Origin of the sequence: Streptomyces sp. NBC_00513, assembly GCF_041431415.1 — a bacterium.
Lineage (GTDB): Bacteria > Actinomycetota > Actinomycetes > Streptomycetales > Streptomycetaceae > Streptomyces.
This window is the reverse complement of record NZ_CP107845.1, coordinates 6,627,385-6,641,417: the sequence shown is the minus strand read 5'-3', so window position 1 is coordinate 6,641,417 and position 14,033 is coordinate 6,627,385. Positions and strand designations below refer to the sequence as shown.

The window sequence follows — 14,033 nt, the reverse complement described above, 5'->3', positions numbered from 1 at the left end:
CCCTCACCCTTGCGAGCCACGACCCGGCCCCGGCGGGACCTCGACCTCCCCGCACACCCATTCGACTCATCTCGTACGGAGGGATCCTCGTTCCGGCGCGGGGGGCTACCGGTGAGCGGGCACGTACCTGTAGCCCACGCGGCGCACCGTGGAGATGCGGCCCCGGTGGGCGGGGCCGAGCTTGCCGCGCAGTCGGGCGATGTGGACGTCGACGGTGCGGCCGTCGCCGATGCGCCCGTAGCCCCAGATGCCCGAGATGAGGGCGTCGCGGGTGTGCACCGTGTTCGGGTGGGTCACCAGGTGGGCCAGGAGGGCGAACTCCATGTACGTGAGTTCCAGTTCGCGCCCGTCGACCTCGACCAGCCGACGGGCCGGGTCGATCCGGATGGCACCGTCGGTGTGAACCCGTTCGTGGCGGGGCACCGGTTCCGACTCGGGAGCCGGAGGGCTCGCGGGTTCGAGGGGCCGGCCCTCAGGGCGGATGCCGTGCGATCTCATCAGCGCAGCCGGGTCGACGTCCGCCGGCAGGAACACGAGGTATCCGACGCGGCCGTCGACGGTCCCGTCGACAGGGGTGCCGGGCGGACGGCCGCCGACCAGTTGGAGGCGGGAGGTCGGGGAACGGTGGGCGGAGGGTGCGGGAGGCGCGGTGGTCACGATGAGCCCCTTCGGCTGCTCGGAGTGGGTTACGGATACCGGGAGTTCGGCCGCGTCAGGGGTACGTGCGCGGCTGCTTCGACCCGCGGGGACGGGGTCGCCGCAGGCCGGGCGACCACGGCGTCACGGCGAGCCGGAGTCGACTGCCGGATCGGGGAGGGAAGGCGTGCGCACAGCGGGAGAGCGGCAGCCGAGAGGTCGGCGCGCGTCACGTGAAGTGCCCTGACGGAAAGCCCTAGAAGGGTCGGCAGACCGCGCCGGCGACGAGACGGAAGTCAACGTGCCTGCGGCGTACGAGCAACGGCTGCGACGGGGGCATGGTCACATCGTGAGGTGCTCGACCGGCGTGCGTCAATACTTTCCTACTGATTGCATAGGAAATGAGGATCCCGGTCGGCGGGCCGGCGCGGACGCCGGGCCCGGGCCGCCCCGGACACCGGCGCGACCCACCCGCCACCGTCTTTCAATCCGAGACGACGCTGTCCATCATTCGGTCAAGCCTTGCCTGGAAGGCCACTTCGGGCGAGTATCCCTAGCAATCCGATGGGAAAGGTGGGAATTTCGGTGACGTGCCGCCCCTCCACACGTCGGTGCCGCAGGCGCTCACCGGGCCCGGCACCCCGCATCTGACAGCCGCCGCGGGTGACCCCCGCCAGGCCGGAGCGCGACTGGACCACCAGCCGCCCCGTCGCGACCGACTCCCGCCCGCGCCCCACCCCTCGCGCCGCTCCCCCACCTTCCCCGCCCCACCGGCCGACGCCACCCGACAACGCTCCGGAGTAGCCGACATGACCACTGCCGTCCCCCATGGCACCGCCGTCCGCCCAGCGCCACGCGGCGGCGCCCGGGCCTGTCGGTGACGCCCGTGCCGACGACACCGAGCACCCTCGACCGCACAACCGCCGCCGAGCGGCGCCGGGCACTTGTACGCACCACCCGCGATGTGGCGGACGACCTCGCGGCGGACGCCCTCGCCCGCGACCAGGCGGGCAGGCCGCCGACCGACGAGGTGGCCCGACTGCGCGAGGCCGGCCTGCTCGCGGCCCTCACGCCGCCGACGCCGGAGCGCGGGACGGACTGGCGCACGGGATGCGCCGTCATTCGGAGGGTCGCCTCGGCGGACAGCTCCGTCGGCGAGGTGCTCGCCCGCCACTACGTCCACTCCTGGAGCGGCCGCTTCCACGCGAGTCGGCCCCACGCGGACGCGCTCGAAGAGGAGTCGGCGCGGGCGCAGTGGCTGTGGACGGGTGCGTTCCGCGGCATCGCGCCCGACGACGACACCGACGGACAGGACCTCACGCTGAGGCCGCGCGACAACGGCCACGTCCTGAACGGGTGTCGGTTCGTGGACACGGCGGTCGCCGTCGCCGACCAGATCGTGGTCGACGCCCGCTGCGCCGCGACCGGTGACGTCCTGACCGTACTGATCCCGCCCGGCGCGCGGGGCGTGACCGTCGAACCCGCCCACGACCGCCTCGGGCAGCGCGTCGGCGGCGCGGGCGAGGTGATCCTCGACCGGGTCACCATCCCGCCCGGCCAGGTACTCGGCCGCCGGCCGGACGACGAGGAGTCGACCGCGCCCTTCACCTCGCTGGCCGAGCCGGCGCTCCGGCTCGCCCTGTGCCACGTCGGCCTGGGCATCGTCGAGGGCGCGCTCAGCGAGGCACGCGACCTCAGCAGGGGCGGCCGTGCGTACCGGCTGCCCGGTACGGACCCGGACCTCTTCCTGACGTACGGGGAACTCGCCACCGCCGCCCAGACCGCCACCGCCGTGGTCGACCGGGCGACGGAGATGACGGCGCAGGCCCTCGACACGGGCGGCCGGCTCGACGACGAGGAAGCCGCGGGCGTCTCGGCCCTGGTCGCCACGGCCGAGACGGTGACGTCGAAGGCCGCCCTGCACATCACCGCGCGGGTGCTGGAACTCGCGGACGCCCCCGGCCTGGACCGCTTCTGGCGCAACGCGCGGGTCCTGACCGCCCACCACCCCGCCGCGCACCGCCTGCGCTCGATCGGGGAGCACTACCTCAACGGCTCCCACCGCGCGGTGGCGGCGACCTTCCACTGACCGCCGGCCCCGTGCGGGACCCGTGTCCACCACCACCCGACGTGGACACGCGTCCCGGCCGGCGGCCCGCGGCGCCGGACATCGCCCCGGGACATCGGCCGGGGACGCCGACCGGCGCTGTACGGGATAATGCCGGTATGCGGATCTCAGCCAGGGCGGACTACGCGGTACGTGCCGCACTACAGCTCGCCGGGTCACAGGATGACGGGCCACTGAAAGCGGAGGCCATCGCCGAAGCCCAGGACATCCCGCACAAATTCCTCGAAGGCATCCTGAACGACATGCGCCGGGGCGGCCTCGTGCTCAGCCGGCGCGGCGGCAACGGCGGATACCGCCTGGCCAAGCCCGCCGAGTCCATCAGCATCGCCGATGTCATCCGCGTCGTGGACGGACCACTCGTCTCGGTGCGCGGGGTCCGCCCGCCGGACCTGTCCTACACCGGCCCGGCCGAGGCACTCCTGCCCCTGTGGATCGCGTTGCGGGCCAACGTGCGCGAGATCCTCGACGGCGTGTCGCTCGCCGACGTCGCGTCGTCCCAACTGCCCGCCGACGTCTCCGCGCTGGCCCGCACCCCCGAGGCCTGGACCAATCCCTGACCCTCGACCCACCTGCGCTTTCTCGCATCGCGAGATTGCGGCGTCCAGTATGTGGTCAACCTCTTGGGGCGGGTGGTGCCGTCTGCCAATATGCCTACCAACCCGGTGGGAAAACCAGGAAATCAGGGAGGTGGCCGTGCGAACACCGCATCACGCACGCCGTGGGTCGCCCCTGACCTCCCGTCGACACATCGACCTGGTCCGTACCTCCAGCGCCATCTGTCAGCCTGCCTGACACCTTCCACAGGCCCGATCCGCAGGGCCGGTCCACTGGGCCGGTCCACTGGCCCGCCCCCACGTGCGGATCGGCTCGCCGCCGGCCGGGCGGTCCCGCCCGGTCGGTCTCAGCGCTCGGGCGCCTTCGCCCTCACGTGTGCGACGCGTGGGCCGCACTTCCGCTCCCGGGGCATCCCGCACCCGCCCGCTGCCCGTCCCCCGACCGCGACCCGCCTCCGAGGCCGGGAGCGGTGCGATGCCGTGCGTGCCCACGGCTCGCGTCGCCCGTCTCCGCCCCCGCACTTCCCCGTACGTCCGTTCCTCTCTGAACTCCATGACGTGAAAGGACACTTCCGTGTCTGCTGCAAGACCGCTCACCGCCCTGCGCGCCATCGCCGTCACGGCCGCGCTTCCCCTGCTGCTCACCGCCTGCGGTTACGGCTCGGACGCCGATAAGGACAAGTCCGCCGACAAGCCCGCACCCGCCGGCGCCGAGGGCAAGAAGCTCTCCGCCCCCGAGGTCCGCATCGGCTACTTCCCCAACCTCACCCACGCCACCGCCCTCGTCGGCATCCACGAAGGCCTCATCGCCAAGGAACTCGGCACCACCACCATCAAGCCGCAGACCTTCAACGCCGGCCCCTCCGAAATCGAAGCCCTCAACGGCGGCTCCCTCGACATCGGCTTCATCGGCCCCTCCCCCTCCATCAACGGCTACGTCAAATCCAAGAGCACCAACCTGCGCATCATCTCCGGCTCCGCCTCCGGCGGCGTCAAGCTCGTCGTCAACCCCGACAAGATCAAAACCCTCGACGACATCAAGGGCAAGAAGATCGCCACCCCCCAAAAGGGCAACACCCAAGACGTCGCCTTCCTCAACTGGATCGACACCAAGGGCTGGAACGTCGACCCCGAATCCGGCAAGGGCGACGTCTCCGTCGTCCGCACCGACAACAAGGTCACCCCCGACGCCTACAAACAAGGCTCCATCGACGGCGCCTGGGTCCCCGAACCCACCGCCTCCAAACTCGTCTCCGAAGGCGCCAAGGTCCTCCTCGACGAAACCGACCTCTGGCCCGACAAGAAGTTCGTCATCACCAACATCATCGTGTCCCAGAAGTTCCTCAAAGAGCACCCCGACGTCGTCGAAGCCGTCCTGACCGGCACCGTCAAGACCAACGACTGGATCAACACCAACCCCGACAAGGCCAAAGCCTCCGCCAACGCCGCCCTCAAAACCCTCAGCGGCAAGGCACTCGACGCCAAGGTCATCGACCCCGCCTGGCCGAGCATCCTCGTCACCGACGACCCCCTCGCCGGCACCCTCAAGACCGAATCCGACTGGGCCGTCAAAGCCAAGCTCATCCAGGAACCCGACCTCACCGGCATCTACGACCTGAAACTCCTCAACAAGGTCCTCAAGACCGCCGGCAAGCCCGAGGTCTCCGACGCCGGCCTCGGCGCCAAGTAACCCCACAGGGGCGAAGAGGGCGAGGGGAGGACGTGGTCGGCCCCTGACCGCTCGGTCAGGGCCGCACGGACACGTCCTTCACGTCGCCTCGGTCCCCGGACGGCCGCCCGGACGACCGCCCGGATCGCCGCCCGGCCGCCGTACCGCCCGATGCGGCAGAATGTCGACATGCCCCGTGCTTCCGACACCCGCCAGAGCATCATCGACGCCGTACTGCGGATCATCGGGCAGGACGGCATCGCCGCCGTCACCAACCGGCGGATCGCCAGGGAGGCCGGGGTCTCCCTCGGTTCGGTCACCTACCACTTCGCCACGCAGCACGAGCTGTTGCGGGAGAGCCTGCTGCACTTCGTGGCCGAGGAGACCCGGCATTTCACGGCGCTCGCCGACTCGTGCTCCGACGAGTCCTTCGACATCGGGCAGGCGGCCGAGGTCGTCGCGCAGGTCGCGGGCGGCAACGCCTTCGACAGTCGGCACATCGCGCCCTTCGAGCTGTACGTGCAGGCCGGCCGCGACGAACGGCTGCGAGCAGCGGCGACCGAGTGCTTCGCCGCCTACGACCTCCTGGCTGCCCGGATCCTGACCCTCCTCGGTGTGCCGGACCCCGAACGCCTGGCGGGCGTGGCCGTCGCCCTGGTCTTCGGGCAGCAGCTGCGCCGTCTGGCCACCGGCGCCCCGGCCGCCGACCTCGTCGACGCCCTGTTGGTCCTCACGAAGTTCACCCCGACGCAGGCTCCCTAGACCCCGTCGTCAGAGTTCGCACGACAGGTTCAGCGACGCGGGCGCGGGAGGGGCAGGGAGAACCAGACGGCCTTCCCCTCGGCCGTCGGGAGCGTGCCCCAGGCTTCGGCGAGCGAGTCCACGAGGAGCAGGCCCCGTCCGGATTCCGCGTCGGACGAAGCGAACCGTGCCTGTGGAAGGACGGGGCTGCCGTCGCACACCTCGACGCTGAGTTCCCTGCCCGCGTGACGCAGTCTCAGCCGGATGGGGCCGCAACCGTGGTTGACCGCGTTGGAGAGCAGCTCGGACGCGAGCAGACAGGCCGTCTCGCACAGTTGGTCGTCCACGTTCCCCCACCGGGCGAGGGTGGAACGCAGGAAGCGCCGGCCCTCGCCGACGCTGCTCGGTTGTGGGGCCAGTACCACGCTCTGTGAGGTCACCGGCATGTCGGGGATGTGCACGAGGAGCAGGGTGACGTCGTCCGCGTTGTCGTCGGCGTCCGGCAGCATCTCGCCCAGGAGGGAGTCGGCCATCGTTTCGAGGTCATCGGTGTTGGCGAAAGTCTTTCCCAATGCCGTTGCCAGACGATCGAGTTGCTCCTCGATGTCGCTGCCCGGCGTTTCGACGAGCCCGTCGGTGTAGAGCGCGAGCACCGATCCGGGTTCCACGGCGTGGCGGCTCTCGTGGTGCGGGACCTCGCCGACACCGAGTGGCACGCTGACGTCCACGGCGAGCCGGCTCACCCGGCCGTCCGGCGCGGCGAGGAGCAGCGGCAGGTGTCCGGCCGAGCACACGGTCAGTTCCGCGGCGTCCGCGTCGACGACCAGGTAGCAGCAGGTGACGAACTGGTCCGGGAGTTCGCTCACCACGGCGTCGAGGGCGCGCATCAACTGCCAGGGCGGCATGCCGGTCTTCGCCAGCGCGTGCGAAGCGGAGCGCAACTGCCCCATGACGGCGGCGGCTTCCAGCCCCCGCCCCATCACGTCACCGATCATGACGCCCACGCGGCCGCCACCCAGGGGGATCAGGTCGAACCAGTCGCCACCCACGCCCGCGCCCAGGCGCGCCGGGAAGTACCGGCTCGCCGTCGGCATGCCCGGCACGTCGGCGGGCGAGCCCATGAGGCTGCGTTGCAGGGTCAGGGCCACGTGGCGCTGCTGTTCGTAGAGTTCGGCGAGTTTCTCCTCGGCGGCCTTGCGGTCGCTGACGTCGCGGATGGCCGCCGACACGAGGGTTCCGTCCGGGGTCTCCAGGGGGCTGAGGCTGATCTCGACGGGGAACTCGCGTCCGTCCCTGCAGAGGCCGTGCAGTTCCAGGCCGGCGCCCATGGGTCTGACCTGGCGGTTGATGAAGTAGCCCTGCCGGAAGCCGGAGTGATGGCCCCGGAAGCGCTCCGGTACGAGCACCTCCACGGGGCGGCCCAGGAGGTCGGCCCTGGTGTGGCCGAAGAGCGCCTCGGTCTGGGCGTTGACGAGTTGGATCGTGCCGCGGTCGTCGACGATCACCATCGCGTCGGGGGCGGCCTCCAGGAGTGCCCGGAACAGTTCTTCGGCGGCCCTGCGGTCGCTGACGTCGCGCACGGCCGCCGAGATGAGCAGGCCGTCGGTGGTCTGTAGTGGGCTGAGGCTGATCTCCACGGGGAACTCGCGTCCGTCCCTGCGCAGTCCGTACAGCTCCAGTCCCGCGCCCATGGGCCGTACCTGTCGGCTGCCGGCGTATCCGAGCCGGTGCCCGGGGTGGTGCCCCCTGAAGCGCTCGGGCACCAGGACCTCGATGGGTCGGCCGAGCAGTTCGTGCCGGGGGTAGCCGAACAGCGCCTCAGTCTGCGCGTTCACCAGCCGGATCACGCCGGCGTCGTCCACGATCACCATCGCGTCCGGTGCCGCCTCCAGAAGGGCCCGGAACGGCTCTTCGGTCGTCGTCGTCATGTTGCGCCTCGCACTCGCCGGACACCGGACACCACCGAAGCGAACATCCGACCACGCATCCCCCCACCACTTCGCGGGTTGACCGGAACACACGCGCAATTGACCGGGTATGAGCGGCGGCCGGGGCGGTCGCCCCGGGCATCCGTCGACGGGCGGGGCAGCGGGCCGCCATCGCCGTGGCCGCTCCATGGCCCCGGCCGTCCTGCCCGTAGGGGTGACCTCTGGTCAGAAGGCTTGTCCGATCGTACGATTCGTCTGCCCGGTCGGACCCGGGTGACAACCGCATCACCGTATGACCTGGGGGAAGCCGGTGGGAATCCGGCGCTGACCTGCAACCGTGTGGGGCGCGTGCGCGCTCCGAGTCGGAGCACCCGGCATCCGGTTCGTACCGCTTCCCACTGTCATGGTCTGCAGCGCGGAGCCTTGAGTCGCCGACTCGCCCACCGCCGGTTCCCGCTGCTTCGGGGTCATGGTGCCGGTGGCGGATGTCGTGGCGGACAGGGGCGCGCCGTGAACCCGCCCCGTTCGAAAGGCAATTCATGCGCCCGAACCTCGTACGTCGCACCCTCGTCACGTCGGCCGCCCTGGGGCTCGCGCTCGCCTCGGCGCCCGCCGTCGCGCACGCCAAGCCGGTCGCCGGCACGAACGCCCCGGTCAAGGTCAACCTCACCGTGCAGGGCCCGAGCGGGCTGCTGTTCAAGGGGAAGATCAAGACCAGGGGCCACGACGTCACCACCGTCACGGGCGGCACGCACAAGTGCGACGGCACGAACGGCTCGGCGAACCCGAGCGCCGTGCCCACGCCGACCGCCGCTCTGGACGACGCCGCGAAGAAGAGGCACTTCACCTGGGACGGCACCTGGTACGCCTCGTTCGACGACTTCTCCGTCGACACGATCAAGAACGTCAGCGGCGGCGGTGCCGCCTACTGGAGCATCTCCGTCAACGGCACGCCGACCCCCGTCGGCGGTTGCCAGTTCAAGCTGAAGGCCGGTGACAAGGTGGCCTTCACCTGGACCGCCTTCTAGGCCCTGTCGGAGCCGCGCGAGGGCCCGGGCCCCGGTCCCCGAGATCTACAATGATCGGGATCCGGGGCATCCCGTGGTGAAGCCGAGAGGGAGATTCAGATGGCGATACCGAAGCGCCCCGCCCCGTTGGACCCGGCCATCGGACGGGCCGCGGCGGCGGGCGACGCCGTCGCGATGAGGCTGCGGGGCCAACACCTCTACGAATCCGACGACAACCGTGCGGCCGAGGAATGGCTGCTCGCCGCCGCGCGGGCCGGCGACGCCGAGGCGATGTACACCTTGTCGCGCGTCCACCACGACCGGGCGGTGAACGCGTTCCCGAACGGCAAGGCGCACGACGTCACGGCCGCGTCCTGGTGCAGGCGTGCCGCCGAGGCGGGTTGGGTCCCGGCCATCAGGGCCATGAAGTCGTGGGTGGACTTGGACGAGCGCGAGTTCTGGCTCCGAAAGGCCTGGGAAACCGGCGATCCGCACGCGCCGTACGGCCTGGCGGAACTGTTCGAGGAGGAGGGACGGCCCTCCGATGCGGAGCACTGGTACCGCGTCGCCTGCCGCGAGCCCGGCCGGTTCGGCCACAGCGCGCGCGGTGATCTGGCCGCCCTCCTCAGTCATCAGGGGCGCTTCGAGGAAGCCGCCGAGCTTCTGACACAGAACGCGGAAGAGGGTTCGTCGGCCGCCGCCGAGCACCTGTCCGACGTGCTCGACAAGCTCGGCCGGGTAGAAGAGGCCGCCCACTGGCGCGAGCGGATCGATGGGCTGCGGGCCGCCGAGCACGAGCAGGAACCCCTGCTGTGAAGTGCGGTGCCGGGGCCCTCGGAAGTGGCCCGCGCCGGTTGTCGAATCCCGGCTCCTGAGCGGAGGCGTCCCGGGGTCCGGGGGCGTCTCCGCTCGACACCGTTCAGAAAATGATCTTTGCTTGGCTGCCGGGGGGGGGGAGCGGGATGAGCGAGGTGCGCACTGCCGATCTCGGCGCCGGAACCGACGCACCGGTGGTTCTGCCGGCCTCCGGGGTCGGCGAGGGGGACGACCGGTCCAGCGAGCCGATGGAGCCCGCGGAGGTCCCGACGGGGCATCCCGACCGCGACGTGGGCGTCGACGAGGAGCCCGAGGTCCCGATGGACCTCATCCCTCCGGACGAACCCGGGCAGTCGGACGAAGCCCCTGAAGGCCCCGAGGAACCAGAGGAGTTCGAAGAGGACGGGGAGGCCGACCCCACGGCTGCCACGGATCAGGCCGACGGGACCGAAGCCCCCGAGGAACCTCAAGAGCCCGATTCCCCCGGAACCTGGACCGGGAACGGGCCGGAGCCGCTCGACGATGCGGCCGATGACGAAACCGGGGAGCGGACGTCCGCGGCGGACCCGGCCGGCGGCGGCCCGGCACCCGAGGGCGCCCCGCTGCGGGACGTCTTCTCGAAGATGCGCGACTCCCTCACCGCGCCCCACGCGTCCGCGGACGGCGCCGGCGACCGCCACGCCACGGTGGACCGGCCGGCGTTCAACGCCATGGAGATCCCGGAAGAGAACGTGCGCCTCTACCAGTACGGGACGCCTCTCGACCGTTCCGACGGCGGGCGCGTCCCCTTGTTCGACGGACCCCCGAGCCGCGAACAGACGGCGCAGGGCACTCTCGGCGACTGCGGGGTGATCGCCTCCATGGGGGCCGTCGCCGGACACCTTCCGGAAGCGATCTCGAACTGCGTCAAGGAGAACGACGACGGCACGTACGAGGTGACCCTCCATCAGGTGAGCAAGAACCGGCCCGGGGATCTGGCACCCTACGAACCGACCGGTGCGGTCACCGTTCTCACCGTCACGCCGGAACTGGTCGTGCCGTCCCTCGATCCGAAGAACCCGGCCTACGCGCAGGTGGGAACCGGGGGCGCCGCCTGGCCCGTGATCCTGGAGAAGGCCTTCGCGGGGGTCGACCAGACCTGGGAGGAAGGCAAGGCCGGTCAGACCTCCGGCTACGAACGGCTCAACCTGGGCACGAGGGCCGAGCACCGCGCCGAGATGCTGGCCCAACTCACGGGCCGGCCGGCGTACTGCGATGACGTTCCCTCCAGATACGACATGAACGGCGTCAATCCGAACCGCCAACTCCTCGACTCGTTCCGGGAGAAGCTGGAAGCGGGCTCCCCGATACTGATCGGCTCACGTGGAGCCGAGGCGAACAAGCCGGGAATCCGCTCCGACCTCATAGCGGAGCACGTCTACGAGGTGGTCGAGGTGGACGATCGAGGGAACATCCGGCTCCGCAACCCGCACAACAGGAACCACCCCGGGACGTTCACGGCCGGTGAGTTCAGAGCGAACTTCGCGAACCGGTACAGCACGTTGGCCTAGGTTCTGTTGCGAGAGTGCCGGTCACGGCCCCTCGCCGGCCACTCACCAGGCGGCCTTCACCTGAGCCCTCTTGCGGGCCGAGCCCCGAGGGCACGTGATCGGGCCGGAGCGTCGGGAGAGCGACGTTCCGGCCCGAATCGGATCAGGCGGTCGCGCCGGCTGCCTCCGTGCGGACCTCGCGAGCCGCCGCCACCAGGTTCTCCAGGGAGGCGCGGGTCTCGGTCCAGCCACGGGTCTTCAGCCCGCAGTCGGGGTTGACCCACAGCCGCTCGGCGGGAATGGCCTCAAGTCCCTTGCGGAGCAGGGCTGCCGCTTCCTCCGTGGAGGGGATGCGCGGCGAGTGGATGTCCCACACGCCGGGCCCGGCCTCGCGCGGATAGCCGTGCGCGGCGAGTTCGCGCGCGACCTGCATGTGGGAACGGGCCGCCTCCAGACTGATGACGTCCGCGTCGAGATCGTCGATGGCCTGGACGATGTCGCCGAACTCGGCGTAGCACATGTGCGTGTGGATCTGGGTGTCCGGCCGGACGCCCGACGTGGTGAGGCGGAAGGACTCGGTGGCCCACGCCAGGTAGTCCGCGTGATCGGCGGTGCGCAGCGGAAGGGTCTCGCGCAGGGCGGGCTCGTCGACCTGGATGACCGAAGTCCCGGCCGCCTCAAGGTCGTTGACCTCATCGCGGAGGGCGAGTCCGACCTGGCGGGCGGTCTGCCCGAGGGGTTGGTCGTCGCGTACGAAGGACCATGCGAGCATCGTGACGGGGCCCGTCAGCATGCCCTTGACCGGCTTGGTGGTCTGCGCCTGCGCGTAGGTGGTCCAGCGCACGGTCATCGGCTCGGGGCGGGAGATGTCCCCGGCGAGGACCGGCGGGCGCACGTAGCGGGTGCCGTAGGACTGGACCCAGCCGTGCTGGGTCGCGAGGTAGCCCGTGAGCTGTTCGGCGAAGTACTGGACCATGTCGTTGCGTTCGGGTTCGCCGTGGACGAGGACGTCGATGCCGGTCTTCTCCTGGAAGGAGAGCACCTCGCGGATCTCGCCCTTGATGCGTTCCTCGTATCCGGCGGTGTCGATCCGGCCGGCTCGCAGGTCGGCGCGGGCCACGCGCAGTTCGTCGGTCTGCGGGAAGGATCCGATGGTGGTGGTCGGCAGCAGCGGCAGTCCCAGGTGGGCCCGCTGGGCGGCGGCGCGCTCGGGGTACGGCTGTGCGCGGCGGCCGTCAGCGTCGGTGATCGCCTCGGTGCGGGCGCGGACCGCGGGGTCGCGGGTGATGGGGGACGTGGCGCGGGAGGCCAGGTCGGCCCGGTTGGCGGCGAGTTCGGCGGTGATCGCGTCGGCGCCCTGCGCGAGGCCGCGGGCGAGGGTGGTGATCTCGGCGGTCTTCTGGCGGGCGAAGGCGAGCCAGCGGCGGACCTGGGGATCGATGTCGCGTTCGACGGTCGCGTCCAGCGGGACGTGCAGGAGGGAGCAGGAGGCGGCGACGTCGACCCGGTCGGCGAGGCCGAGGAGGGTGCCGAGGGTGCTCAGCGACTTCCGGTGGTCGTTGATCCAGATGTTGCGGCCGTTGACCACCCCGGCGACGAGGCGCTTGCCCGGGAGCCCGCCGACCGCCGCGAGGTCGGCGAGGTTGGCGGCGGCCGAGTCGGTGAAGTCCAGGGCGAGGCCCTCGACGGGTGCCTTGGCCAGGACGGGCAGGGCCTCGCCGAGCCGGTCGAAGTAGGAGGCGACGAGGAGCTTGGGGCGTTCGGTCAGCGCGCCGAGTTCGCGGTAGGCGCGCGCGGCGGCGTTCAGTTCGGCCGGGGTGCGGTCCTGGACGAGGGCGGGTTCGTCGAGCTGGACCCATTCGGCGCCGGTCGCGCGCAGTTCGGCCAGGACCCGGGCGTAGACGGGCAGCAGCCGGTCGAGGAGGGTGAGCGGCTCGAAGTCGGCGGCGACCGCGGGCGCGGGCTTGGCGAGGAGCAGGTACGTCACCGGGCCGACGAGGACGGGGCGGGCCGTGTGGCCGAGGGCCAGGGCCTCCTTCAGCTCGGCGACCTGCTTGGCGGGATCGGCCGTGAAGACGGTGTCGGGTCCGAGTTCGGGGACCAGGTAGTGGTAGTTGGTGTCGAACCACTTGGTCATCTCCAGCGGGGCCACGTCCTGTGTGCCGCGCGCCATCGCGAAGTAGCCGTCCAGGGCGTCGGCGTCGACGGCGTCGCGGTGGCGGGCGGGGATCGCGCCGACCATGACCGTGGTGTCCAGGACGTGGTCGTAGTACGAGAAGTCGCCGGTCGGAAGCTCGGTGATGCCGGCTTCGGCCAGTTGGGCCCAGTTGGTCCGGCGCAGGTCGCGGGCGGTCTCCCGGAGGGTGTCCGCGGTGACGCGGCCCTTCCAATAGCCCTCGATGGCCTTCTTCAGTTCGCGGTTGCGGCCCTGCCGGGGGTAGCCGTACACGGTGGCCTGTACTGCCGCGGCTGCGGACTCGGTGGTCACGGAACTCTCCTTCGCGAGCTTGTCTCCATGGACCGGTGAGGGCCGAGGGTGCGAAGGGTGCCGGAACGGGCGGACCGCCGGGGTCGCGTACGTCCGTGTACGCGACGGGGAGGATCCGCCTGAAGCACGCCGACCCGCCCACGAGGTCACCGGGAAACCGGGCGCGGTCGATCGCGCTCGGGCAACGGGCAGGTCTTCGGACTCGCGGGCACGCCTGCCGGTCTCCCGGCGGGCACCTACTGGCCGTCGCTTCCCAGGACCGGTTCCGGTCCCAGTGCGTATGACGGCGGTCGTTCCCGCTCACCGCTGCGGGGCAGTCCCGGATTCCCACCGGGTTCCCTCTTGCGACGCATCCCGCCTGGCGGACGGGGGCGAACCAGCTGCGAGGCCCACACTAGGTCGACAGCCCGGTCAATGAACACGGCTTCCCACATGTCGGACGGTGAAATGAGACACGCCCGGGGGTGCGGTGACACCACTCACCGCACCCCCGGTCTTCTCGTGCGGCCTCCGGCGCACCCTCGGCCCGGAGACCCG

The 14,033-nt window shown here is 71.1% G+C and carries 11 protein-coding genes and 2 riboswitches; of the genes, 8 read left to right on the top strand and 3 right to left on the bottom strand.

Annotated features, from left to right (window positions below; translation table 11 throughout):
- Nucleotides 1–105: 105 nt before the first annotated feature.
- Nucleotides 106–657 carry a winged helix-turn-helix domain-containing protein gene (locus tag OHA84_RS30205; RefSeq protein WP_266952322.1) on the bottom strand — a complete coding sequence of 184 codons (552 nt, stop codon included), beginning with the start codon at nt 655–657 and terminating at the stop codon, nt 106–108.
- Nucleotides 658–1,522: 865 nt separating this feature from the next.
- Between OHA84_RS30205 and OHA84_RS30200 the strand changes: the two genes are divergently transcribed.
- The 5 genes from OHA84_RS30200 (at nt 1,523) to OHA84_RS30180 (ending at nt 5,749) form a co-directional block, all read left to right on the top strand.
- Nucleotides 1,523–2,725, top strand: a complete 1,203-nt coding sequence (locus tag OHA84_RS30200; RefSeq protein ID WP_266968824.1) for an acyl-CoA dehydrogenase — start codon at nt 1,523–1,525, stop codon at nt 2,723–2,725.
- A 137-nt stretch (nt 2,726–2,862) separates the two neighbouring features.
- Nucleotides 2,863–3,321 carry an Rrf2 family transcriptional regulator gene (locus OHA84_RS30195; RefSeq protein ID WP_266952318.1) on the top strand — a complete coding sequence of 153 codons (459 nt, stop codon included), beginning with the start codon at nt 2,863–2,865 and terminating at the stop codon, nt 3,319–3,321.
- A 49-nt stretch (nt 3,322–3,370) separates the two neighbouring features.
- Nucleotides 3,371–3,556: a putative leader peptide gene (locus OHA84_RS30190; protein ID WP_351920999.1), complete on the top strand. Its 186-nt coding sequence runs from the start codon at nt 3,371–3,373 to the stop codon at nt 3,554–3,556.
- A 336-nt stretch (nt 3,557–3,892) separates the two neighbouring features.
- Complete coding sequence (locus tag OHA84_RS30185; RefSeq protein WP_266968826.1) at nt 3,893–5,008, top strand: aliphatic sulfonate ABC transporter substrate-binding protein; 1,116 nt, start codon at nt 3,893–3,895, stop codon at nt 5,006–5,008.
- Between the two features lie 168 nt (nt 5,009–5,176).
- Nucleotides 5,177–5,749, top strand: a complete 573-nt coding sequence (locus tag OHA84_RS30180) for a TetR/AcrR family transcriptional regulator (protein ID WP_266952314.1) — start codon at nt 5,177–5,179, stop codon at nt 5,747–5,749.
- A 29-nt stretch (nt 5,750–5,778) separates the two neighbouring features.
- Here the strand turns inward: OHA84_RS30180 and OHA84_RS30175 are convergent, their stop codons facing one another.
- The gene (locus tag OHA84_RS30175; protein WP_266952312.1) at nt 5,779–7,656 is read right to left on the bottom strand and encodes a PAS domain S-box protein; all 1,878 of its coding nucleotides are present in this window, start codon (nt 7,654–7,656) and stop codon (nt 5,779–5,781) included.
- Nucleotides 7,657–7,956: 300 nt separating this feature from the next.
- A riboswitch (cobalamin riboswitch) is annotated at nt 7,957–8,029 on the top strand.
- Nucleotides 8,030–8,195: 166 nt separating this feature from the next.
- On the opposite strand from OHA84_RS30175, the gene OHA84_RS30170 reads away from it, so the two are divergent.
- The 3 genes from OHA84_RS30170 (at nt 8,196) to OHA84_RS30160 (ending at nt 11,029) form a co-directional block, all read left to right on the top strand.
- Nucleotides 8,196–8,684 carry a DUF4430 domain-containing protein gene (locus OHA84_RS30170; RefSeq protein ID WP_266952310.1) on the top strand — a complete coding sequence of 163 codons (489 nt, stop codon included), beginning with the start codon at nt 8,196–8,198 and terminating at the stop codon, nt 8,682–8,684.
- A 99-nt stretch (nt 8,685–8,783) separates the two neighbouring features.
- Nucleotides 8,784–9,479, top strand: a complete 696-nt coding sequence (locus tag OHA84_RS30165) for a hypothetical protein (protein WP_266968829.1) — start codon at nt 8,784–8,786, stop codon at nt 9,477–9,479.
- A 146-nt stretch (nt 9,480–9,625) separates the two neighbouring features.
- Complete coding sequence (locus OHA84_RS30160; protein ID WP_266952306.1) at nt 9,626–11,029, top strand: C2 family cysteine protease; 1,404 nt, start codon at nt 9,626–9,628, stop codon at nt 11,027–11,029.
- Nucleotides 11,030–11,171: 142 nt separating this feature from the next.
- Here the strand turns inward: OHA84_RS30160 and metE are convergent, their stop codons facing one another.
- Complete coding sequence (gene metE / locus OHA84_RS30155; protein ID WP_266952304.1) at nt 11,172–13,496, bottom strand: 5-methyltetrahydropteroyltriglutamate--homocysteine S-methyltransferase; 2,325 nt, start codon at nt 13,494–13,496, stop codon at nt 11,172–11,174.
- 169 nt (nt 13,497–13,665) lie between these two features.
- Nucleotides 13,666–13,892: riboswitch (cobalamin riboswitch) on the bottom strand.
- Between the last annotated feature and the right edge of the window lie 141 nt (nt 13,893–14,033).